This window comes from Bacillus sp. 5w2, assembly GCF_054353775.1.
In genome coordinates this window covers 175509-199302 of sequence record NZ_JBTIWT010000002.1, presented here as the reverse complement: position 1 = coordinate 199302, position 23794 = coordinate 175509, and the positions used below count along the sequence as shown (strand labels likewise).

General features: G+C 36.2%; 26 protein-coding genes and 1 tRNA gene. 13 read left to right on the top strand and 14 right to left on the bottom strand.

The genetic code is table 11. The features are described 5' to 3' along the window. Positions 1-102: 102 nt before the first annotated feature. Positions 103-237 (top strand): anti-repressor SinI family protein, encoded by a 135-nt coding sequence (locus tag ACXY7N_RS05270; RefSeq protein WP_016088815.1) that lies wholly within the window; start codon positions 103-105, stop codon positions 235-237. Positions 238-316: 79 nt separating this feature from the next. Further along, positions 317-640, top strand: a complete 324-nt coding sequence (locus ACXY7N_RS05265) for a helix-turn-helix domain-containing protein (RefSeq protein WP_016088816.1) — start codon at positions 317-319, stop codon at positions 638-640. A 72-nt stretch (positions 641-712) separates the two neighbouring features. Here ACXY7N_RS05265 and calY read toward each other — a convergent pair whose 3' ends face one another. From calY to ACXY7N_RS05235, 6 genes are all read right to left on the bottom strand, one after another. Beyond that, entirely contained in the window at positions 713-1306 is a 594-nt protein-coding gene (calY, locus tag ACXY7N_RS05260; protein WP_016088817.1) for a biofilm matrix protein CalY, read from the bottom strand. 295 nt (positions 1307-1601) lie between these two features. Beyond that, positions 1602-2420, bottom strand: a complete 819-nt coding sequence (locus tag ACXY7N_RS05255; protein ID WP_346724757.1) for a DUF4047 domain-containing protein — start codon at positions 2418-2420, stop codon at positions 1602-1604. A gap of 134 nt (positions 2421-2554) precedes the next feature. Beyond that, a complete protein-coding gene (locus ACXY7N_RS05250) occupies positions 2555-3142 on the bottom strand; it encodes a CalY family protein (protein WP_016088819.1) in 588 nt (195 codons plus the stop codon). Between the two features lie 62 nt (positions 3143-3204). After that, positions 3205-3774, bottom strand: a complete 570-nt coding sequence (sipW, locus tag ACXY7N_RS05245) for a signal peptidase I SipW (RefSeq protein ID WP_033659645.1) — start codon at positions 3772-3774, stop codon at positions 3205-3207. Between the two features lie 202 nt (positions 3775-3976). Continuing rightward, positions 3977-5263: a D-alanyl-D-alanine carboxypeptidase family protein gene (locus tag ACXY7N_RS05240; RefSeq protein WP_016133932.1), complete on the bottom strand. Its 1287-nt coding sequence runs from the start codon at positions 5261-5263 to the stop codon at positions 3977-3979. A gap of 155 nt (positions 5264-5418) precedes the next feature. Continuing rightward, the gene (locus ACXY7N_RS05235; RefSeq protein ID WP_000251865.1) at positions 5419-5646 is read right to left on the bottom strand and encodes a hypothetical protein; all 228 of its coding nucleotides are present in this window, start codon (positions 5644-5646) and stop codon (positions 5419-5421) included. Positions 5647-5931: 285 nt separating this feature from the next. Between ACXY7N_RS05235 and ACXY7N_RS05230 the strand changes: the two genes are divergently transcribed. The 3 genes from ACXY7N_RS05230 to ACXY7N_RS05220 all read left to right on the top strand — a co-directional run bounded on the left by ACXY7N_RS05230 (position 5932) and on the right by ACXY7N_RS05220 (position 7632). After that, the gene (locus ACXY7N_RS05230; RefSeq protein ID WP_016133931.1) at positions 5932-6156 is read left to right on the top strand and encodes a hypothetical protein; all 225 of its coding nucleotides are present in this window, start codon (positions 5932-5934) and stop codon (positions 6154-6156) included. Between the two features lie 188 nt (positions 6157-6344). Beyond that, positions 6345-6417: transfer RNA gene (locus ACXY7N_RS05225), tRNA-Val, on the top strand. A 159-nt stretch (positions 6418-6576) separates the two neighbouring features. Further along, on the top strand, positions 6577-7632 hold the full coding sequence (locus ACXY7N_RS05220) for a tyrosine-type recombinase/integrase (RefSeq protein ID WP_016133930.1): 1056 nt from the start codon (positions 6577-6579) through the stop codon (positions 7630-7632). Here ACXY7N_RS05220 and ACXY7N_RS05215 read toward each other — a convergent pair. Further along, positions 7594-7824, bottom strand: coding sequence for a hypothetical protein (locus ACXY7N_RS05215; RefSeq protein WP_016088824.1), 231 nt, complete (start codon positions 7822-7824; stop codon positions 7594-7596). The genes ACXY7N_RS05220 and ACXY7N_RS05215 overlap by 39 nt on opposite strands. A gap of 480 nt (positions 7825-8304) precedes the next feature. Here ACXY7N_RS05215 and ACXY7N_RS05210 point away from each other — a divergent pair, with 480 nt between their 5' ends. After that, entirely contained in the window at positions 8305-8580 is a 276-nt protein-coding gene (locus ACXY7N_RS05210) for a TIGR04197 family type VII secretion effector (RefSeq protein ID WP_016088825.1), read from the top strand. A 166-nt stretch (positions 8581-8746) separates the two neighbouring features. After that, a complete protein-coding gene (locus tag ACXY7N_RS05205; RefSeq protein ID WP_016079286.1) occupies positions 8747-9049 on the top strand; it encodes a contact-dependent growth inhibition system immunity protein in 303 nt (100 codons plus the stop codon). A 353-nt stretch (positions 9050-9402) separates the two neighbouring features. Here the strand turns inward: ACXY7N_RS05205 and ACXY7N_RS05200 are convergent, their stop codons facing one another. From ACXY7N_RS05200 to ACXY7N_RS05175, 6 genes are all read right to left on the bottom strand, one after another. Next, on the bottom strand, positions 9403-9951 hold the full coding sequence (locus tag ACXY7N_RS05200; protein WP_033659644.1) for a tyrosine-type recombinase/integrase: 549 nt from the start codon (positions 9949-9951) through the stop codon (positions 9403-9405). Positions 9952-10289: 338 nt separating this feature from the next. After that, positions 10290-10559, bottom strand: coding sequence for a hypothetical protein (locus ACXY7N_RS05195; RefSeq protein WP_001195374.1), 270 nt, complete (start codon positions 10557-10559; stop codon positions 10290-10292). Between the two features lie 18 nt (positions 10560-10577). After that, entirely contained in the window at positions 10578-10937 is a 360-nt protein-coding gene (locus ACXY7N_RS05190; RefSeq protein ID WP_016088827.1) for a hypothetical protein, read from the bottom strand. A gap of 134 nt (positions 10938-11071) precedes the next feature. Continuing rightward, complete coding sequence (locus ACXY7N_RS05185; protein WP_016088828.1) at positions 11072-11254, bottom strand: DUF3976 domain-containing protein; 183 nt, start codon at positions 11252-11254, stop codon at positions 11072-11074. A 28-nt stretch (positions 11255-11282) separates the two neighbouring features. Next, on the bottom strand, positions 11283-11660 hold the full coding sequence (locus tag ACXY7N_RS05180) for a hypothetical protein (protein WP_016088829.1): 378 nt from the start codon (positions 11658-11660) through the stop codon (positions 11283-11285). Between the two features lie 2 nt (positions 11661-11662). After that, a complete protein-coding gene (locus ACXY7N_RS05175; protein ID WP_000428506.1) occupies positions 11663-11872 on the bottom strand; it encodes a helix-turn-helix transcriptional regulator in 210 nt (69 codons plus the stop codon). An 822-nt stretch (positions 11873-12694) separates the two neighbouring features. On the opposite strand from ACXY7N_RS05175, the gene odhA reads away from it, so the two are divergent. The 6 genes from odhA to ACXY7N_RS05145 all read left to right on the top strand — a co-directional run bounded on the left by odhA (position 12695) and on the right by ACXY7N_RS05145 (position 23188). Continuing rightward, positions 12695-15562: a 2-oxoglutarate dehydrogenase E1 component gene (gene odhA, locus ACXY7N_RS05170; RefSeq protein WP_016088830.1), complete on the top strand. Its 2868-nt coding sequence runs from the start codon at positions 12695-12697 to the stop codon at positions 15560-15562. 131 nt (positions 15563-15693) lie between these two features. Further along, positions 15694-16956, top strand: coding sequence for a 2-oxoglutarate dehydrogenase complex dihydrolipoyllysine-residue succinyltransferase (gene odhB / locus ACXY7N_RS05165; protein WP_016088831.1), 1263 nt, complete (start codon positions 15694-15696; stop codon positions 16954-16956). Positions 16957-17081: 125 nt separating this feature from the next. Next, positions 17082-19001, top strand: coding sequence for a putative thiazole-containing bacteriocin maturation protein (locus ACXY7N_RS05160; protein ID WP_016088832.1), 1920 nt, complete (start codon positions 17082-17084; stop codon positions 18999-19001). Next, complete coding sequence (locus tag ACXY7N_RS05155; RefSeq protein ID WP_016088833.1) at positions 18998-20947, top strand: TOMM precursor leader peptide-binding protein; 1950 nt, start codon at positions 18998-19000, stop codon at positions 20945-20947. Before ACXY7N_RS05160 ends, ACXY7N_RS05155 begins: the two co-directional genes overlap by 4 nt. Before the next feature lie 16 nt (positions 20948-20963). Next, positions 20964-22505: a SagB family peptide dehydrogenase gene (locus tag ACXY7N_RS05150; RefSeq protein ID WP_116363185.1), complete on the top strand. Its 1542-nt coding sequence runs from the start codon at positions 20964-20966 to the stop codon at positions 22503-22505. Positions 22506-22597: 92 nt separating this feature from the next. Continuing rightward, entirely contained in the window at positions 22598-23188 is a 591-nt protein-coding gene (locus ACXY7N_RS05145) for a class I SAM-dependent methyltransferase (RefSeq protein WP_088083440.1), read from the top strand. A gap of 32 nt (positions 23189-23220) precedes the next feature. Here ACXY7N_RS05145 and ACXY7N_RS05140 read toward each other — a convergent pair whose 3' ends face one another. Further along, positions 23221-23631: a DUF3908 family protein gene (locus tag ACXY7N_RS05140; protein WP_016133926.1), complete on the bottom strand. Its 411-nt coding sequence runs from the start codon at positions 23629-23631 to the stop codon at positions 23221-23223. Positions 23632-23794: the final 163 nt, after the last annotated feature.

Sequence of the window (23794 nt, the reverse complement as noted above, 5' to 3'; positions counted from 1 at the left end):
ACAAAATATTTGATAATTCACTACATAAAAACACAAAATCTGATTGCATTATCACGTATTCTGTAGCAGCAGTTATGACCGATAATTAGGGAGGAATTACATTTGTACAAAGATAAGACTGACGCACTGGATCAAGAATGGATTGATTTAATACTTGAAGCTCTAGATGCTGGTATCGCCCTGAAAGATATTGAACATTTTTTCCAACGTATGAAGTCATCCAGTCAGGCTCAATAGGTTTGTTCTTTTTAGCGAAGTTTATGTTATAATAATGACATCATAAGACGACGACATATTGATAGAAAGGTGCGCAAATATGATTGGAGAACGTATAAAACGCCTGCGTTTACAAAAAGGTATTTCATTAACTGAACTTGCCGAAAAAGCCGGCGTTGCTAAATCTTACATTAGTTCTATAGAACGAAATTTACAAAAAAACCCTTCCATTCAGTTTCTTGAGAAAATCGCAGCAGTTCTACAAATTCCAGTTGATACTCTACTACATGATGAAACAGCAAAGGAAAACCACTTAGACTCCGAATGGACGCAACTCGTTAAAGATGCGATGAGCTCAGGTGTCTCCAAAGAACAATTTCGTGAATTTCTTGAATTTACAAAATGGAAGCAAAATCAAAAATAATAATAGAAAGAAGTGCTAACAACCAGCACTTCTTTTTCTTTATAAAAAAAGCGGGGGATACCCGCTTTTTTATTATTTTTCTTCGCCAGCTTCTTGGTTAGCATTGAATGTCCATTCTAAATTCAATGAATCACCTTGGAAGATATTTTGTTCTTTCCCATTATCTACAAATTCAAATTGTACCCACAGATAATCCTCTGTGCCTGCTTCTAATCCACCCTTTTCTCCCCACTCAGGAGCAAAGATGTCTTTAGCTAAAAGATCTGGATCAGCATTTTGTAAATCAGCTAAAGTTGTTTCATATACAGGCTCACTTTGTTTATCCCAGTTCCAAAGGAATTTCACTTTAACGTGCTTACCAAAGTCTTCACCAGCATTATCGCCTTTTGCATCTTTCACAGTATACTTTGTCGCTAGTTTAACGTCTTTAATTGTTAATGAACCGCTATTCTTTAATAAGAACTCTTTCTTAATAGAATCCCCTGGTTTTAAATCTTTAATATCTACAAGCGTTTTAGGGTCTAATGTAAGATCTAACGTCCCAGCTGCAAATGTATTGTTTGATACTTCTTTATCGCTAAAGAATGCAAATGTTCCTCCACCAATTAAAGATAACCCCAATGCCGCTGATGCAACTCCCATACCTAATTTCTTTTTCAGACTCACAATCAATTCCCCCTAGCTGTTTTTTATATTTATTTTTCAATAAGAGACATAAAGAAAACTATATTAGCTTAGCTAATGTTCGTTCTCTTTTAAAAACCTTAAGTTCATTATAACGAACAAGCTTGTGTAAATACAACAAATATTTATTAGTATTTTCAATTATTTTTATTTCTCAATATTATTTAGATTTTTCTGAATTTAGATGTTTTTATTTTAAGAACAGCAATAAGTGCGAGGGCAAATACTCCCTCACACTCGTTTACATCATTCTTTTTCATAACGATTAATCGTCAGTTTATTCTGATGCCTTCTCTAACTCTACAAGATTATGATTATTGGCAGTAGCATTTTCATGAGTTCCTTGCTCAGGTTTTTTAGCTGTCTCTACTTGTTTCTGATTTTCTACTTTCTTCTGATCTTCTACCTTTTTCTGATCTTCTACTTTCTTCTGATCTTCTACCTTTTTCTGATCTTCTACTTTCTTCTGATCTTCTACCTTTTTCTGATCTTCTACTTTCTTCTGATCTTCTACTTTTTTCTCCTCCTCTGCCTTCATTTGAACTTCCGCCTCTATCGCATCATTTAATTGTTGGTGAAGAATCTGAATTTGTTCATCAATCGCTTGCAAACTAACTTCTTTCGCAATATAATCGTGCTTCTCTTTTATACTATGAAAACCTTCATTCACATATAGAGCTACTTGTTGAATCGATTCACTTTTATTCACTTTTAATTCTTCTTGTATTTGATTATAAGGAGCTTCGATTGTAGTATATACATTTTGCAGCGCTTCCTCCTCAGAAGCAATTTTCTCACGTCCTTGTTGCCACACTACAATTGCCTGTTCAATTTCTTCTATAGAAGTTACTGCTAATTTCTCCTTCATCGCCCCATACTCATGTTCAATAAACTGTTTATGTTGCTCAGCCTGCTCTTTAAACGTATTTACTGTTTTCGGAAATATAATCGCTGTAGAAAGAGCGGCTTCCACTTTCGTTTCATGAATAAATGCAGCTTCTGTATACGTCATTATTTGAGAGCCTAAATAAAACGTAATGGAGCACATACAAGGCAATATAAGCATCTTTTTTAATTTGCGAGGTGTTTTCAGCATCTTAATCTCTCCCATCGAACAATATGTTCTCTATACAGAACGTTAACTTTATTATAATAAAGAACGATACAAAATGATAGCTGTATACTAGAAAAATAGAAAAAGGGCTATCCATATGATAGCCCTTTTTAATATTATCTTGCTTCACCTTCTGTTTGTTGTGCATCAAACGTCCAAGTTAAATTTAGTTTATCGCCTTGGAATTCATTTTGGTCTTTTTTATTATCAACAAACTCGAATTTCACTGTGAATTTATCAGACTTACCTGCAGAAATACCTTTTTCATCCCAGAACCAAGCAGCTAAATCATTATCTACCGCTGTAAGTGTGTCACCCTTCAATTTATCTAGCGTTGTTTCTTTTACGATTGTTTCATGCTTGTCTACATTTTTTAAGAATGTTACTTTAATATGTTTACCAAAATCATCTTTATTGTCGCCCTTCGCATCTTCTACCTTATAATCTGTTTTTAATAGAACCTTTTTAATATCTAAAGATCCTTTATTTTCTAGTTTAAAATCTCTTTTAATTGTATCGCCAGGTTTTAAATTCGATACATTAACAACTGTTGATGGATTTAATGCTAAATCCAGTGTACCAGCCGCAAATGTATTGTTTGACACTTCTTTATCACTGAAAAATGCAAATGTTCCTCCGCCAACTAATGCAGCTCCTAATACAGCTGATGCGATACCCATTCCTAATTTTTTCTTTAAAGTCATGTCCATATCCCCTTAATCTATATATTTGTTAACTTCCTAAACGGAAAGTATAACCAAACGAACTAGACGGATTGTTCTACTTTTTTCTCTTTCTTTTCTCCGTCAATGCTGCGAATCGCACCAAAAATAGAAATCGCAGAATAGCCTAATAAAAAGACTCCTGGAATAATAAGAAGCAATGCAGCTCCAGCCTTTGAACTAGCATAATTTAATGCATATCCTGCATAAGGAACTGTAATATCTGCATATTTTCCAATTACATTCTCCGCGCGTACTGGTTCTAAATCAGGACCGTTGTTGTTATCACCTTTTGTTTCATACATTACTTTTCCATTTGTATCTTTCACACCGATAATACGGTGAGTGATAATTTTTTCATCTTTCTCTTTAAAGGTAATCACATCACCTTTTTGATATTTAGAACCATCTTTCGTCGGTTCTATCGCAATGATTGATCCTGTTAAAAACGTCGGTTCCATTGATCCTGATAGCACTGATTTAAATTGATATCCCATCACTGTTGGATCTCCGCCACTCGCTTTTGACGAAATAACTACAAAAGCTAAAAAAACCATTAATGCAAATAAAACAAATGAGATAACGTTGCTAATAATCTTCCAAACGAATTTCATCATCTCTCTCCCTCTCCGTTGTTTTATATTATTTGAAGTATATAATACCCACTTCGTTCTTTAACAAGAACACAACTAAATAATATAACGAACAAAAAATAAATGCAATAAGAAAATTTACAATTATTAGTTATTTATCAGCGAATAGATGAAAACAAAAAAGACTGTGACAAAATCTATTCACAGTCTTTATACTAATAATTTATTTTTCTTCTGATTTCATTCCTTGTGTATTTCGGCGTATCACTACATATAAAATGAAGCCAAATAATACAATGGCACCTATCCCAATACTTATCATTTTCACATTTGATTCTTTTACTTCTGGCTCAACCGTATCTTTTTTAGGCATCGCAAAAGTAACATCTTCTTTAGAAAGAACATTTACCGTCGCAATTGTTTGATTATTTTTTGTAATATCAACTGCACCAACTACCTCACCACGATGAATTCCTTTATGATACAAAGAATTTTTATCTAATGAAGCCGCACGGAAAATCGTCCTCACATTTTTCCCTTCATCTTTCTTAAGCATAAGTTCTGCACTTTGTTCCAGTTCGCTATCAATATCTTTATTTAAATATGTTGTCTTTTGGTGCCAACTATGTTTATCTAGTACAGTTTGCTTCACAAATTGACCAAAAGAATATTCCGCCATCTGCTTCAAATCTTCATAAATTTCAGGTCTTTGAGAAGCCATTACTACATTTATAATACGATTTCCATCCTTCTCATTTAATAAAACGAGTGTATTGCGGGCTTCATTTGTAAAACCCGTCTTACCACCAATGCTATATGGATTTTCAAAATAAGTAGACTTATTAAAAATAGAAACCGTCTGGCTAGATGTCGTAACCGTCGTCCTTTTCGTATTCATCGCTTGTAAAATCTCAGGATACTTTTGTACACCTCTCGTAATCATAGCCATATCATACGGCGTCGTATAATGGTTTGGATCATGCAATCCATTTGGCGTTACAAAGTGGCTATCTGTAGCACCTAATTGCTTCGCTTTCTCATTCATCATATGAGCGAAATTCTCAACACTTCCGCCAATACGCTCCGCAATTGCATACGACACATCATTCGCACTCAGCACCATTAGAATCATAAGCGCAGTATTTCTATTAATCGTCTCACCAGGTTGAAACTCAATTTGATAATTACTCTTCTCCTGATCTAATGCTAATTGTGAAAACGTAAATTGATCCTCTGGCTTCGTATGCTCCATAAGTAAAATCGCTGTTAACACTTTCGTCATACTAGCCGGAAATGCGCGATGATGTGCGTTTTTGTCATACAAAACATCACCAGTTTTCCCATCAATCGTAGCTGCAAACTGACTAAAAACATTTGGTCCTTCCGCAGGTGGTGGTGCCACTTGTTCTGGATTCACTCCAATATTCGTCTCAGCACGTAACGTCATAGGTGTCAAAAAAAATAAACAAATAACGGTAATAAAAGCCAAAATTTTCTTAAAATTTACCATATGACTCTCCCTTTTCACTATACTCTCACAGTTAAAAAACTGAATCTACCAATCTATATGTAATTTGTATTAAATTGGAAGAACTTTCACTGTTTTTTACTATATCATACTTTTACGATGAAGAACATAAATATACAATAAAAAATAAGAAGGAATTACTCTTTCTTATCCTTCTCATCAATCAATGAATCTATTAAATTTTGACTAGCTTCTTCAGGCGTAATCTCATCTGTCATCCCCATAAACGACCAACCTTTAGAATCGACCCACTCAACAAACTCTTGTAAAAACTCATCATGCGTAACATCCACATCAAGAATTGAGCCATTAATCGAAATTGTTCTATTTCTAGATACGCGCATCTTGAACGTTTTTCTTACCATTACAATAATTCTCCCTCTACTTCTGAATATTTATGAAATAATCTTGTATCTCTGTTATACATGATTTTAAGTAAATTGTAAAAAGGATATATTGGCCAATTTGCATATTAAAACTGAAAACCTATCACCCTTCAAAAAGATCAAACGATATGTAAATGATCATAAATGACCTAATAGATCCACATAAAAATAAAACAAATTACATTTTATCACACAAAATACAAATGACTTTCGTACAATGAAATGGAATATACTAGAAGAAACCTTAAAATGAGGAGGAACCCCATGGCGCGTTGTACATATTGTAAAACGAAGTGGACAATAAAAGATGTATGGTCGATACTCGTGACATTCGAAAAAGATTGCCCGTATTGTTTCAGAAGACAATATCTATCAAAGAAAACATTGAACGCTATGCCAGAACTTATAAGCTTACCTTTACATTTCTTATTCCCTTTTCTAGTTGATTTGAGTGATGAGGGGCCTTTGGATTGGTATCGGAAGTCATAACACCTCAGTATCTTCTATTTATTACATATAAAAACATACATACTAATACACCTCTAAAATAAAAACTATTTTCTATTACACTACCTCTTTAAAAACTTACTACACAAAAATATTGTAAATTTTCAGTTAATTATGTATAATTGCTTTAACATAATGATTAAAATTGCAAATACATAATTATTTTTGAAGATCCCGTAGCTCAGCAGGGAGAGCGCCACCTTGACAGGGTGGAGGTCGTGAGTTCGAGCCTCTCCGGGGTCATAAAATACGATGAAATGACGTTCTATCAACGGATAGAGCGTTATTTTTATGCGATGATTTACTCATTGATTTAGCCGACAGGGTTACGGTACACCGCCAAACTGTATGTCGGTATGGAAACCTCCTATTTCGTTATAAAACGGAAAGGGGGTTTTTTGTTTGTCTTCTAATCGTTTGAAAGGTAAACGTATAAAACAAACGCGTACTACTCGTCGTACCTTAGACGATTTACACGTTCTATTTACAACATTCACTCACGTAAAAGAAGCCGAAGGACAAGCGCCTGGTACCTTACGTCAATACCGTGAAAACTTTCATTATTTTATCGAGTATTTAAACGAAAAAGATATAGCGCATAATTTAGTCGCTCTTGATACAGATATAATCCGAAACTATGTCCTTTATATGCGAAATGAAAAAGTTAAATTCGAGGGGCATCGTTTTAAGAAAGAGAAATATATGACGGTTGGTTTGTCGGAATCTACCGTTAATACTAGACTAAAAACTTTACGAGCATTTAGCCGGTATTTATATGAAGAACGAATAATAGACGTAAATCCTTTGCTAAAAGTTAAAAATCTTTACGAACCTTTGGAGGAAACCGAAACGTTATCTTTAGTTGAAGTAAAACAACTACTAAACGCACCTGACAAAAGAAAATTTAGCGATTTTAGGGACTTCGTATTAATGAACGTTTTACTAGATGGAATGCTACGGATTAGCGAGGCTTTAACGTTAACTATTAACGATATCGATTTTGAGAATAACGTTATACATGTAAGAGGACGGAATGCAAAGAGTAGAAAATATCGGATAGTCCCAATACAGAAACAGACGAGCAAACTTATTATCGAGTTGATAACGGAGAATAAAGTTGATTTCGATAGTGAGTATATATTCTTAACCAACTACGGCGAACCAATCGATAAGGACCACTTTAATAAGCGTTTAAAGTCATTCGCTAAGAGAGCGGGAATAAAGAAAAACGTACACCCGCACTTATTCAGACATACGAGTGCTACCGCTGCATTAGAGTCAGGCATGGATTTACGCCATTTACAACTCATATTAGGTCACAGTGATTTACGGATGGTTATGCGATACACTCATCTATCAAAACAATCGCTAGTAGATCAGCAGAATCAACATTGGATAATTAAACAGGTCGTTGCACCTTTAAATAGAAATCGGAAAACTAATAGAACTCATTTTTAAGACAAAAAAATAGAGCATCCGCCAAGACCGCATATAAGCATACAAACCCACAACATCGGAATTAAATTCAGGTAATAACGTGTATAGTCTCACCAGCGAATTCGATACACGTGAAAAACCGGTAGGATCGCCGAAATGTTTTTTAAGTGTATCTTCCGCTAGGATATCTGCATCTTCAGTTTCTTTTTCCATACAAACGTCCTCCTTCGTAATTTTTACCGCCTATACTTATTAGGACGCGGGCGGGTCCTTCGTCGCGCATTTTCCGATTAAATAAACGTAAAAAAGAACGTGTGTAGGCCGCACGCTCTTTACTCGTTCTATATATAAAATTGCCGTCATCGTTTTCGTCTTACCTTGCCCGAGTTTGTTTTCCGACCAGTTGCCGCTGGTTTAATTCTGTCTCTCTAGTACCTCTTCAATAAATTCTGCGGCGCTCATTTCGTGTATATTTACGATTGTCGCTCTGCAATAAATTTTGACTGTTCTATAACTATCCGTATCATAAATCGTTAAATCTTTTTTACCGCGTTCGCACAAAGGTATTTCTCGGAATTATTGCCTTTTAGACTCTAAAAAAAATTCCCCAACAAAGGTTCTCTATCAATACGGAATTTTATACTAATATGGTATAATTTTCATTGTTTATTAAGTATAGAAAGGATTCAAGTAATGGGAAAATTCCAAAGTAATTTACAAACAGCAACACAAATTGCTACGAAAATGGGATTAGCCTCTGACAGGCTTCAAAGTGCAACAAGTCGTTCTATAACAAAGGCGACGCGTACAACACTATCTGTTAATTCCAAAGCACAAGAAGCGAATCAACAGGTTTTAGATTTAACGAAACAATTTTCTGCTGCTTTTCAACAAGCGATTGATAATATTCATTCGGTAGCTAACGATTTTGAGAGAATGGATAACGAACTTCAAAATATTTTTCGCTAATGTAATAACCTACGTAAAGTAAAACGGTAATAGTATACTTGGACGATATGTCGAAAGAGGATCAAATGGTGCTTTAGATGTGGAAAATGCTGTGATTGTTTTGAAAAAAGATAACCAAGGAAGTTTTATTATTACAGGATATCCAGAAAAGTAGAGGAGAATTTGTATGGAAAATAAATATAGCCATTATGAAGAATTAGGTGATTTCTTAGCAGGAACATTTCACCAAGATATTGAATCACCTGAGGAAGCTCTTAATGAATTTATAATGGAAGTTACTAAAATATGTATCGAAAATACTAAAAATGATATACTTTTGTTTTTAAACAGTAATCTAACTGATAGTGAAAAAGAGGAATTTATTAAATATAATGCTTACATTTATTTCCCTGCATTAAACTTAACAGCTATAGAATGGTTACAGCAGACCCTTGAAATACTAAAAGAAGCTATAAAAAGTAAAGAATAAAAACTAAACAAAGCCGACTCAGCTTGATATGAGTCGGCTTTACTATTACTTCACACTCACATACGCATCACTAGCCGTAATGTAGTACGTAGTTCCTTTCAAATTACTAATTAGAGTCGGTATTTTACGTTTTAAAGCCGTTTTCCCTAGAGAATTGTCTAGGAATTTAGCGGTATGTATTCGGAATAGTAGTAATACATAAGAAAGGTTTATAGTCCGTAAAACGTAGAGTATTATCTAGTGATTTAGACCCGAAGTTTTAAATTCTGCACGGATTTTGCGGGCACCTGGCAAAACTTTTTTATTTTTGATAGCCCCGGGGGGTAAAAAAGAAGCCGGTATTATTTTACCGACTATAATTTAAACGTTTTTAATTTGCCTTCAATTTGTTCTTCCGTAATTCCAATGTAATGTAACGTTATCGAAGGATGACTATGATTTAATATCTTTTGCAACTCCGCTACATCTTTGTGTTGTTTATAGTACCAATATCCGAATGATTTCCTTAGCGAATGATTGCCTACGCTTTCTACTCCTGCAAAATCTGCCGCTTTATTTAACTGACGATATGCTTGTGTCGGTGAGATTGCTTTGTCTCCTTTGCGTGATGGAAACAACCACTCACTATCTAACGTGGCTATGTACTCTTGTACCTCATCGTATACTGAATCTAGGTAGATAGTACGTTTCTTTTGCGTCTTACCTTCTTTAACGATAGCTTTTCGTTTCTCCTTTACGTCCAATACCTTTAGCTTTAGTAGATCACCTACACGTAATCCCGTATTAATACCGATCAAGAATAGTATGTAATCTCTTTCGCTACAGTGCCTACGTAATGCCCACTTCATGTTATCGATTTGTTCTAAATCTCGAATCGGTTGTACGTCCTTCAATTGATTCATACCAAGTACCCCTTTCACGAAGACAGTAATATCAGCATTTTGAATGTACGATTTTTTAGATGAATCTATTTTACCGATGATATCTCGAAACGTCAATAGAATAAATGAAATGAATGTACGTTTTTATCTAGAATATCTCCCTCTTCACACAGTTGTAAAATTTGATTGTATACTTTGTCATCTAGTTCCAATTCTCTTTACCTCCAATTATTTTTTAGTTGGTGGCAAATATCTCTCACCTAATTTAGCACCTGCTGATCTATTTAAACTAAAATGAGATAATTCTCTATCTCCATATAAATAGCAAAAGAAAAACCAGCAACTTTAAAATTACTGGCTTATCTCTTATTCATATTCGAAAAAACAATTACAATTGCTCCAAGTACATAATGCCCCGCTACCATCCACATACTCCGATCAAAGATCATAAGCGATAACCAAAGCGATATATTAATAGCAGCAAATAATACATATAAAATGAAGTCTCTTTTTTGTAGCGCCTCTCTATTCATCAAAATATAAATTGCACCGATAGGAGGCAGGATGAAGCAAAGGAAAAAAACAAACATTTTTCTTAACGACCATGGATATGAAGTTACTGTCTGCATATGAGTCTCCTTTTCACTTTATAGTACATGTAACATCGGTCTTACTATTCTATATTCGTCACTATAAGGCTCCTTTATGATTAAAGGGGAGTGAGGACCTTTTTCTTCTTCTATCACTGTGAATAGTTCTGTTTTTTCTTGTAATATATTGGATTCACTATTTTTAGTAGGTTTTTTACTTGTTTCAAGTTTCTTTGTTACTTCTCCGAGCCTTTGCCCAACTTCTTCTGCTTTGGCAGGTTCATTCGTTACGTAGTATTTCTGGCCCTCCCATACTAACATAGGTGGCACTTGTTCTCGTTTGTTACATATTATATAAGTAATACTAGCTATAAGTAGTAGGCATGTTAATAAAAAGAAGATAGTTTTTTTATTCATATACTATTCTCCCTATCTATCATTTTATTAAATTATATAATATCGATTATATGTAGTAAATGGATTATATGGGAAATTTCGGATTTTAAACCAAAAAGAAAAACCTTACTACAGTAAGGTTCCATTTTTAAATTCTATAGTGACTGATTTATTAAAACGATCATTACGATAATCGCTATAAACATAACAACTAAACAGCCGATCATTTTATAAAAGCCTCTTTTCGTTAACGTCCCACCTTGAACGTCTTTACGAATAAATAAGAATACGGCTAAAAATAATACAAGCCCCATTCCAAAAGCATACAACATTTGCATATGTTAATCTTCCTTTCTCTCTTCCATCTTAATATCTTTTCGCTAAAACAACAAATGAGATAAAAACTGTACTCATCGTAAGTGCCATTAGTATATTCAATAATTCAGTAGCAGATAGTGTAAGTATTTTTAAGTTTAGACCGATAGAGAAAAGAAGATAATATGCTGTTAATGCAAAAAAGGTCACGAACATTCCTTTATAACGAATGAGCTTCATTCGCTCGTCTTTTTCTTTAAATTGTGGGTGCAAGTAACTTAGACAGAAACTCATAATCATCATCCCAATCAATGGATACGTTATAGCTGGCGGTGCAGAATGCGTCATTATGCCTGTTAATATCATAAATCCACCCATAAACAGAAAAATAATTCCCATAATAACGAAATACTTTTGTGAATAGTTCATTTTTACTCCCCCTCTTCTTTTCCTTCATAAATAAATACATGTTCTATCGTTGTCTGAAATGTTTTCGCTATTTCAAATGCTAACGGAAGTGATGGATCGTATTTTCCTTTTTCAATTGAAATGATAGTTTGTCTGGAAACTCCAAGTTTCTCAGCCAATTTTTCTTGAGATAGTCCAAATTTTTTTCGGTATTCGACCATTTTATTTTCCAAGGAAATTTCCCCCTCCTCCCATATACTGAGTATATATGTAAAGGAAACTTTACGTCAAGTTTCCTTTACGTATGTTTTAGTTTGTTCCACTCCATTTATATAGAAGAAACTTTTTCAATTTCAGCACGTCTATTTTGTAATGAAACATGGGACAATGTATATATCCGTTACTATATCTCTTCCCCGTTTCTGTGAAAATTTAATATCCCCCTATTTGTTTTATCCTTTTAAAATATTTCATTTTCATCTTTATTCAGCAAAATCCATTGTTTGTTTTGCGGTGTTTTTCGGCATATTTATAGAAACTAACTGTTTATGAAGCATTTTTTATGTTTAACCACTTTTTTTGTAGAAATCCTTCACTTTCCTTTCAATATTTAACACTATCTAAATAAAGTTTACGATAAATTCATAATTTTTTATTTTTTATACTATATTCCGTTATATTGTTGTATAATATCAATGAAAGCGCTTATTATTTCAATATACATAATTCGAACTTATTTTTATCGAAACATTCTTACTATTATACTTATATTTACATGCAACAATTTTAGTTATTCGTATAGGTATACCAAATATATCCACCCCATTTTTCTGTAAAATTACTTTATAACATGAAAGATTAACTTGGGTGATAAGTTATTGTGAATGTTTTTTTACAAAACAGATAAGTAATAGTGTTTGGTATTATGTAAATTATTGTAATAACATAAGAGTAAAGAAAACATTTACATTGATTATTGATTCATCAATTATTGAAAAGAGCAAAATGCACCTTTTGTAAGGAAAAGGATTATATGCATTGGGAGGTTTAAACAAATGACGAGGAAGAATACAACGACAAACCCTTGGGCCAAGTTCCACGGTCCGAACCTTGGTTATGTGATTGAACAGTATGATCTTTACGTAACTGGAGCAGGTTCTGTTGATCCGGAATTACAAGAGCTTTTTGAAATTTTTGGAGCTCCTTCGTTTCAAGATGATGTCGTAACAGGGGACAACACAGCAACACATTTTTCTCCTCAAAACACAGGGAACATTGAAAAAATTCTTAAAGTCGTTCAACTTGTGGAACAGATTCGTTCTTTCGGGCATACGTTGGCTCACATCAACCCGATGGAAGATGCTGCAAATGGACAATCTCTTCTTGAGAAAGCAATGAACGAACTGAGCGATGCTGATTTGAAAGCAATTCCAGCTAAAACAGTATGGCAAGATGCACCAGAAGGTATTCACACTGCACTTGATGTAATTCATAGATTAAAAGACGTTTATACAAAATCTTTAGCTTATGAATTTTCTCATATACAAGATAGTGAAGAACGCGCGTGGTTGCATCAAATGGTGGAATCAAATTCATTGCGTCAACCACTATCAAATAAAAAACGAACTGCTCTTTTAAAACGTTTAACAGCTGTTGAAGGTTTCGAGCAATTCTTGCATAAAACATTCGTTGGGCAAAAGCGTTTCTCTATCGAGGGCGTTGATATGCTTGTACCCGTTCTAGATGAAATTGTTCTAGAAGGTGCCAAGGGCGGCGTTGAAGATGTCATGATTGGTATGGCTCACCGCGGTCGTCTAAGCGTACTTGCACACGTATTAGAAAAACCATATAGTCACATGTTTGCTGAGTTCAAACATGCAAAAATAGAAGGCGCAGTGGCAAACTCTGGCTGGACTGGCGACGTAAAATACCACTTAGGTAGAGAACAAGTCGTTAGTAACGAAGAAGTTAGCACTCGCGTTACATTAGCAAATAACCCGAGTCACCTTGAGTTCGTTAACCCTGTTGTGGAAGGTTTCGCACGTGCGGCTCAAGAGAATCGTAAAAAATCTGGTCTTCCAGAACAAGATACTTCAAAATCATTCGTAATTTTAGTTCATGGTGATGCTGCATTCCCTGGTCAAGGTATTGTATCTGAAACATTGAACTTAAGCAGATTGAACGCGTACCAAACAGGCGGAACAATCCATGTTATCGCTAACAATGCAGTTGGTTTTACGACTGATAGCTATGATTCTCGTTCTACAAAATATTCAAGTGACCTTGCAAAAGGTTTCGATATTCCGATCGTTCACGTGAACGCTGATGATCCGGAAGCTTGTCTTGCTGCTGCTAACTTGGCTATCCAATATCGCATGTTGTTCAAAAAAGATTTCTTAATCGATTTAATTGGTTACCGCCGCTACGGTCATAATGAAATGGATGACCCAGCAGTTACACAACCACAAGTATACAAAAAGATTAAAAATCACCCAACTGTAAGAGCAATTTATGCAGATCAATTACAAGCTGCTGGCGTTCTAAATGCAGATGAGGTTGAAACAATTACACAGTTTATACAAGAGCAATTAAAATCTGACTATGCACAAGTACCGCCAGCTGATACGAGCGATGCAACAATTCACGTTAAAGTGCCAGATGTTGTTGCAAAAGGCATTCAACCAATTGATACTGGTGTTGAGATTGACTCACTTCGTGCAATTAATGAAGGTTTACTATCTTGGCCAGAAGGCTTTAACGTATATCCGAAAGTGAAGAAAATTCTTGAACGCCGTAAAGATGCTCTTGAAGAGAACGGTAAAATTGAATGGGCACTTGCTGAGTCATTAGCATTCGCTTCCATTTTACAAGAAGGTACGCCAATTCGTTTAACTGGTCAAGATTCACAGCGTGGTACATTCGCACACCGTCATATCGTATTACACGATACTGATACAAATGAAACATATTCACCATTACATCGCTTACCGAACATTAATGCTTCATTCTCTGTTCATAACAGTCCGTTATCAGAAGCTGCTGTTGTTGGTTACGAGTATGGTTATAACGTATTCGCTCCAGAAACTCTTGTTATGTGGGAAGCGCAATATGGTGACTTCTCAAATACTGCGCAAGCATTATTTGATCAATATGTTTCAGCAGGAAGAGCAAAATGGGGTCAAAAATCTGGTTTAGTTCTTCTATTACCACACGGTTATGAAGGTCAAGGACCAGAGCACTCTAGTGCACGTCCAGAGCGTTTCTTACAGTTAGCTGCTGAGAATAACTGGACAGTTGCAAACTTAACGAGTGCGGCACAATACTTCCATATTTTACGTCGTCAAGCATCTATCTTAGGAACAGAAGCTGTTCGACCATTAGTATTGATGACGCCGAAGAGTTTATTACGTCACCCACTTACGCTTTCAACTGCTAGTCAGTTAAGCGAAGGACGTTTCCAACCTGCTCTAGAACAAGAAAACCTTGGTACAAAACCAACTAAAGTAAAACGTCTTGTTTTAAGCACAGGTAAAATGGCGATTGACTTAGCAGCAGAAATTGAGTCTGGTAAACATGAGTACAACTTAGATGAAGTTCATGTCGTTCGTATTGAACAGCTGTACCCATTCCCTGCTGAGAAAGTTCAATCTATTATTAAACGCTTTAAAAACTTAGAAGAAATTATTTGGGTTCAAGAGGAACCTCGTAATATGGGCGCATGGCATTATATGGCTCCAATTCTGTTTGAACTTGCTGGAGATAAAGTGAAGACAGGTTACATTGGACGCCCAGATCGCTCTAGTCCATCTGGCGGCGATCCATTCGCTCACAAAGCTGAGCAAGAACTAATTGTTGCACACGCTTTAGATGTGAAGTATAACTTCCGTCAAGATAAACAAGAAATTGAAGTTTTCAGCAACTGAAAATAACAATGAATGTTTCTAGCTTGTTCTTGGGCAGATATTCTGCCCAAGGTCAGGCTAACAAATGGAGATTACCGAAGACAAAAGAAGAAAAAACACACCGTTAGGCAAATAAGGGGAGGACATTTAAAATGATCGAAATTAAAGTACCTGAGCTTGCAGAATCTATTACTGAAGGAACTATCTCACAATGGCTTATCAACGTAGGCGACAAAGTTGAGAAAGGCGGCAGCGTTGTTGAGCTTGAAACTGATAAAGTCAATGTAGAAATCATTGCAGAAGATTCAGGTATTGTATCGAAGTTACTAGGCGAACCTGGGGATACAGTTGAAGTTGGCGCAACTATCGCAATTTTAGATGCAAACGGAGCACCAGTTGCAGTAAGTACACCTGCACCACCTGCTGAGCAACCAAAACAAGAAACGGCTGCTGAAGCACCGAAAGCTGCGGCACCAAATGCTGAGCAAACTGCAACTTTACAAGGTTTACCAAATACGAACCGTCCTATCGCATCACCAGCTGCTAGAAAAATGGCTCGTGAATTAGGAATCGACTTAAACGACGTACGTAGCACAGATCCACTTGGACGTGTGAGACCACACGATGTACAAGCTCATGCTGCAGCACCAAAAGAAGCACCAGCTGCTCCAAAAAGTCCAGCTCCTGCTCCAGTTGCAAAAACGGAATTCGAAAAACCAGTTGAGCGTGTGAAAATGTCCCGCCGCCGTCAAACAATTGCAAAACGTCTTGTAGAAGTTCAACAAACATCTGCAATGTTAACAACATTTAACGAAGTTGATATGACTGCAATCATGGAATTACGTAAAGAGCGTAAAGATGCTTTCGAGAAAAAACATGATGTACGTCTTGGCTTTATGTCATTCTTCACAAAAGCAGTTGTTGCAGCATTAAAACAATTCCCATTATTAAATGCTGAAATTCAAGGCGATGAGCTTATCATTAAAAAATTCTATGATATCGGTATTGCAGTAGCAGCTCCAGATGGATTAGTTGTTCCAGTTGTACGCGATGCTAACCAATTAAACTTCGCTGAAATCGAAAGTGAAATTCGTAATTTAGGTATGAAAGCACGCGATAACAAACTTTCATTAAAAGAACTACAAGGTGGTACATTTACAATTACAAACGGTGGGGTATTCGGTTCTCTAATGTCAACACCAATCCTAAACAGCCCACAAGTTGGTATTTTAGGAATGCATAAAATCCAAGTACGTCCAGTTGCAATTGATGCAGAACGTATGGAAAACCGCCCGATGATGTACCTTGCACTATCTTACGATCACCGTATTGTTGATGGTAAAGAAGCAGTTAGCTTCCTTGTTGCTGTTAAAGATATGCTTGAAGATCCAAAATCATTATTATTAGAAGGTTGATAGATTAATAATCTATTACAGGCTGTAGAATGAATCATTCTACAGCCTTTTTTTATTGCGTTCATACGGGACAAATTGCATGACATAAGCTAATAATGTATGCCTAAAACGTAAGGAGGATTAAAATGAGTAACCTTCCAATTCATGCAAAACTGAAAGCAAATAAGGATACTTTCTTTCTTCCCGACTCAAACGGTGGTGTCTATTTTCGAAATAACGCCAGTTCATTCCGCATGGACGGTGATGGAATTTATAACTGGATTGAAAAACTAATGCCGATGTTTAACGGTAATTATTCTTTAGCAGAAATAACAGATGGTCTCCCTCTCCCCTATCAAAATCGTGTATTTGAAATTGGAGAGCTTTTATATGAAAATGGTTTCGTTCGTGATATAAGTCAAGATGCCCCTCATGAATTGAATAGCGCATTACTTGATAGATACGCTTCACAAATTGAATTTTTAGAAGCTGATTCTCATTCAGGCGCTCTAAAATTTGAAACATATCGTGCGACAAACGTCCTTATAATTGGTTCTGGAGATATGCTTACTTCCTTAGCTTCTTCTTTATTAGAATCCGGATTACCTACCTTTCATTACCTTGTCACAGATTATACGGAAACAAATTACGACCGCATTCATGAGCTGGTAGAACTTGCATATGAAGTTGATGATCATGTTCTTGTTCAAGAAATAAATACGACAATTGATCGTCCCCTGCATGAAGTGTTCGAGCCTTTCGACTGGATTTTGTACGTTTCCCAAAATGGAGATATTGAAGGCCTAAGAGCAGTTCACACGATTTGCAAGGAAGCAGGAAAGAACTTCATACCAGCCGTCTGTTTATCAACAATTGGTATAGCTGGCCCTGTCGTAATGACAAATCGTGAAGAATGCTGGGAATCCGCATGGCATCGGCTACATGAAACGACTTTACAAAATGAACATTCATCAGCATCATTTTCAGCAGTTACATCAGCAATGTTAGCAAATATAATCGTATTTGAATTATTTAAGCATGTCGCTGATGATTCTTACCGAGAAAAAGAACCGCAATTCTTTTTATTAAATTATGAAACACTCGAAGGAACATGGCATCCTTTTATAAAACACCCTCTTGCAACTGATGAAAGTTTTACAATTGATACGATAGAAAATCTTTCTGAACAACTTGAGCATCGGTCCAACCAACATACCTCAACTGATTTATTCCGTTTTTTCGATTCATTAACTTCTAAAGAAGCCGGTATATTCCATCTATGGGATGAACAAGATTTATATCAATTACCGTTATCACAATGCAATATTCAAGTGGCTACTCCACTAACAGATGGTCCTGCTTCCCTCCTGCCTCTTATGACTTGCGCTGGTTTGACTCATAATGAAGCGCGCCGAGAAGCTGGTTTAGCAGGAATTGAAACATATGTAGCGGAAATTATGCACCGCCTTATTCCTGAACATAACGATATCGGTATCGGTGCTGGAGAAACGATGACAGAAGGTGTATACCGGGCGCTACAACAACATTTAAATAACAAATTGTATGAACGGCATTCACATATGTTAGAAGAAATTACAACAATCGACTTAACCGAAATTCATGATAAGCATTGTAGATTTTATTACGATGCCCTCTCTACAATTCATGAAACACCTAAAATTGCGATGAGTGAAGAAATTCTCAGCTTTCCAGTCGTTTGGGTCGGTATAAATGATCGATGGTACGGTGCATCTAATATTAATATGACGTTAGCACTACGAAACGCATTACAACTATCACTTCTTCATATTCAAAACGAAGAGACTCCTTATAGAGCTAATATCTTGCCTGAATCATCAATTATTTTATATGACACTGATTCTTTTAGAGTTGAAATACAAGAGGAAAAAGAAATTCCAGGCGTGCAATCTTTACAGCTTGCCTTGCAACATTTAGAAGAACATAATTTTTATCCATTCGTGTTTGATTTAGCAATTGAATCATTTTTGAAAGAAAACTTAGATGGTGTGTACGGGGTATTAATTGCAAAGGAGGACGGTCTATGACTCAAAATATTTTGCTTATAGGAGATGGCCTTCTTGCCGACTATGTAAACGATCAATTATGCAAACAATATTCCATCATTCGCCAACATACAATTACAGACGGACTCCCTGAAAATATCGACCTCGCTCTCGTATTACATGATGGTTCTCCTTCTGCCATTCATCATGATGCCGAGCTAATGTTTCGGTCAAATCATATTCCATGGCTACGTGCATTCACTTCATTTGGTGAAGGTATTATCGGTCCTTACATTCATCCTCTTACAACTGGCTGTTCCAACTGCTCTGATGGACGCCGCTTTATCGCCGGCTTTGATCAACAAGAAATGTGGGAACTACAGCGGAAATATACGTTAAAGGCAGATAATGTAACAAGGCGTGATGTACGTGCCACCCAAAATGGTATGTTACAAATGTGCCATCTTATTCGTGCAGAAACAGAGAAGATCTTAACTCATAACCATTCTTCTTTAGAAAATGAACTCATTTTACTAAACTTACAAACACTGCAATGTACGCGGCATTCTTTTCTTCCAGATCCCCTCTGCCCTGTATGTAGCAATTTGCCTGATGATACGGCAGATGCAGCATCGATTTCATTACAACCGAGCTTAAAAACAAGTGATGCAACGTATCGTTGTCGTTCGATTCATGAGCTAAATACATTTTTAACGAGAGATTATTTAGATTATCGGGTCGGTATGTTGAACGGAAAAATGCAGCATTCTTTATTACCGTTTGCTGACGTTATTATAAACATGCCGTTAATGTTTGGAAATGAAGGGGTTGCAGGTCGAACTCATTCATTTGCAATGAGTGAAGCAACTGCTATTTTAGAAGGTTTAGAACGATATTGTGGTATGTCACCTCGAGGGAAAAAGACAAATGTACACGGCAGTTTTCGTGAGTTAGAGGATCATGCACTGAATCCCCTCTCACTCGGTGTGCATACAAATGAACATTATAATCGTAATAGTTTTCCGTTTAAGCCGTTTGATCCTGACTACGAACAAAACTGGGTATGGGGATATTCTTTATCACAAAACCGGCCACTTTTAGTTCCTGAATCTGTTGCCTATTATAGCCTTGGTCATCGAGATGCCTTCGTATATGAAACATCAAATGGATGTGCAATTGGTGGTAGTTTAGAAGAAGCAATTTTTCACGGCATTTTAGAAATTGTAGAGCGTGACGCCTTTTTGCTCACTTGGTATGCGGAATTACCTCTTCCTCGCCTTGACCTGAGTTCAGCAAATGATACGGAATTACAATTAATGATTCAGCGGCTGTACACGATTACTGGTTATGAGTTACATGCTTTTAATGCAACGATGGAACACGGCATCCCAAGCCTATGGGTAATTGCGAAAAATACGCGTGCAAATGGAATGAACGTTGTTTGTGCAGGAGGCTCTCATTTAGACCCAGTCCGCGCTTTAAAGAGTGCCATTCATGAAATAGCAGGCATGTTACTTATAACAGACGATGAACTCGAGCAAAAAAGAGAGCACTACGAAAATTGCTTACAAGATCCGTATCTCGTAAATAAAATGGAAGACCATAGTATGCTGTACGGATTGAAAGAAGCAGAAGAACGGCTTCACTTTCTTTTACGTGACGATGCACCTGTGCAAACGTTCCAAGAAATGAACGGGTTGCAATCATTTAATCCTGATTTGACCTCCGATCTTCATCAACTTTTAAACCGGCTGCAGCAATCTGGACTTGAAGTAGTCGTTGTAGATCAAACCGTCTCTCTTATAGATAAGAACGGATTGCATTGTGTAAAGGTCATTATTCCAGGCATGCTACCGATGACGTTCGGTCACCATCTCACTCGTGTTACAGGACTAGATAGAGTGTATACCGTACCGATGACGCTTGGATATAGCGCTGAGCCTTTAACGAATGAACAATTAAATCCACATCCGCACCCGTTTCCATAGTAAAGGAGGGGATTCTATGCAGCTGGATACTTTTTTACATCATCTTCATTTTTCGATCGATGAAATTATGCCGAATCATGAAGTGGACTGGGCAGATGCACCGCTTCCTTATAAATTATATCGAAATGTACCTGCAATTCCTCTCTCTTTAGAAATACCATTATCTTTACCTAACTCTTCTACTACACCTACTTTAAAGGAGATTGGTCATTACCTTTGGCACTCATTTGGTTTAACCCAATTATGTCAGCTCAATAGCGAGAAAATTTTATTCCGAAGATCTATCCCGTCAGGCGGTGCTTTATATCCGAATGAATTGTATATATATTTAAAGATTGACGATTACCCAGACGGTATTTACCATTACGATGCCGCGCATCACCGGCTTGTTTTACTTCGTGAAGGAAATTTCGATTCTTATCTTTCGGAAGCACTTGGCAATCGTTGTAACATACAGTCTTGTTTTGGTGCTGCATTTGTATCCACTATGTTTTGGAAAAACTTCTTTAAATACAATAACTTTTCGTATCGCCTTCAAGGATTGGATAGCGGTGTTCTCATCGGACAATTACTTGAATGTGCCAAGCAATTCAGCTACACAAATGGCGTATATTTTCAATTTCTAGACCGTGCAATCAATCATTTACTCGGACTTTCAGAAGACGAAGAAAGCGTGTATGCTGTTGTTCCTTTAAGTACGGAACCGCAAACTGTTTGGTTTCACAATGATTACCGTGGAAATAAAACAATTACTTCTCATGAATTGTTGCAGCAAATTCCGCCGTTAGCACATGAACATTTCGTTCGCTCAAAACATGTAGAGAAATATCCGATGATAACAAAAATAAATGAAGCTTCTATGATCGAATCGACGGCACATTTCCAAACACTACATCATGAAGAGCACTATCAACATAACACGCACGCTGTACAACTGCCGAAAGTAGAGCGGTTATCTTATGATTTCTTACAACTTTGTAAACAACGGTATTCCCCTGACGCTGACTTTACTTTAACGAAATGGGATGCAGCCGAGCTCGCTACTTTACTACAAGAAGCGAGCCTCGCCTTCCCTTATTACAACGATCTTGACGGGAAGTATATAAATGAAAATGCACGCGTCTCATTATATGGATGTATTTATAACGTAAAAGATATAGAAAACGGTGCTTACGCTTATAACAGTAAAACTCATTCCATACAGCCACTTCGATACGGAGACCTTCGTTATCCCCTTCAATCTAGTATGACGATGGATAACGTAAATCTTTTTCAAGTACCGCTCTGCCTACATGCAGTCGGAAAGAAAGATTACTATACACATGCATTAGGCTATAGAGGATACCGTATTCACCAAATGGAAGCTGGCATACTCGTTCATAAACTCGTTTTCGCCGCAACCACGATGGGGATGGGCGGGCATCCATTACTAAGTTTTGATACAAATTCATGCGACCAATTGTATGGGATAGATGCTGGAAATGAAACGTCTCTCATTCAAATTCCTGTTGGAGCGTATCGGGCGCGGAATTGGTTACAAGGAGCTTTGCGGAATTAGAAGCACGCCGGTAGACGGCGTGCTTTTTTTAAAGGACTTAATTTATAAAAAGCGAAATAAGTATATATTCTTACATAAAAGGAGAGTTTAACTTGAGCATTTTACAACAATTAATTCAGCAAGCGAAAAATCCTCGTGGGACAATCGGTTCCTCCATGCTTTGTATTATGAACACTGCACATACGAGACTAACAAATTGGGGATTGCAAAAAATACATATAAAGACAGATGCAGTCATATTAGATATCGGCTGTGGTGGAGGTAAAACGATACACACTCTTTCAAAACGAACTCCACTTGGGAAAATATATGGGATTGATTACTCCGATCAAGCTGTAAAAAATTCTATACAGACTAATATAAAAGATGTTCAAAACCAAAAAGTAATTGTTCAACAAGCAAGCGTTTCTTCTATTCCCTATCATACGAACTTCTTTGATCTCATTACCGCTTTTCAAACACACTACTTTTGGCCTGATATGGAACAAGATATAAAAGAAGTATTTCGCGTCCTACAACCGAACGGATCCTTTTTATTAGTGGCTGAAACTTTCAAAATTCAATATCATATGGAGAAATGTAAAACGAATGAAGAATTAATAAACCTATTTTATAAAACAGGATTTACAAACGTGAAATGTTATGAAGAAAGAGGATGCCTTTGTGTAATAGGAGTTAAGTAAAAAGCAGACCCTTTGCGGTCTGCTTTTTTGTACTAGATTAATTTAAAAATACTCTTAATTTGTCTTGCAAATAACCAGTTTTTCGTACCGTAGTTATCATTTAAACTATCTAAATCGATAGATTGTCCGCTAGCAAACTTTAATTCTAGTGTTGTATTTTTATCATTTGTTTTTAAATTACTATGTGTAATAGCATCATACTTTAATTTTTCAATTTCAATATATTCGTCTCTTTCTTGTCCAATTACGACATGGTCTTGGAAAAAGAACAATACTTCTACCTTCTTACCGAAACAAAATACATTTTTCGTATAAATTAATGTCGCATTATCAAGTCCAACGCATACTTCTTTCATCTCTTCAACAACGTTTCCAAAGTTTTCTTCCTGTCTTGCGTTTGATTCAGCAATCCATTCTTCGATTGTTTTCATGTTAATTGCCATACTGTGCCCCCTGGTTCGTTCATTGCTTTATTTAAAAATAAATACTATATGAAAATATAAGCGATAAGTACTATGTTTTCAAGGGTGAAAGATATATTCAAAATAAAGTGAAACTTTAATCAGTGGGGGTTTTCTTCATCACCAACTGATTATCCGCCCTCAC